At 46.6% G+C, this 249-nt stretch carries 1 pseudogene; it reads left to right on the plus strand.

The window, feature by feature from the left end:
• Positions 1 to 249: pseudogene (locus KVT28_RS25925) on the plus strand (hypothetical protein); the annotation flags it as partial.

Here is a 249-nt window from a genome sequence, read left to right on the forward strand (position 1 = left end):
GACGTAAAGATCGAGAGCTTGGAAGTATTCTAAATAAAATTCTTGCCGCTATTCAGCCTCGCTCCTATGCAAAAATTCTGAACAAATGGCAGGGGATTCCCGATACTCCTCTGCAAACGTGGCGTCTCTATAGTACGCAATATTTTATAATGTTTGCTCTCGCCCTATTGCTGGCTGCTAGTACGCTGATATGGGCATGGTCGTTGCGTAGGGCAATGAAAGTGGAGCAACAAGCTCCGGCAGAGTTGC

The sequence above is a fragment of the Pantoea sp. GbtcB22 genome (assembly GCF_019091025.1).
Taxonomy (GTDB): domain Bacteria; phylum Pseudomonadota; class Gammaproteobacteria; order Enterobacterales; family Enterobacteriaceae; genus Pantoea; species Pantoea leporis.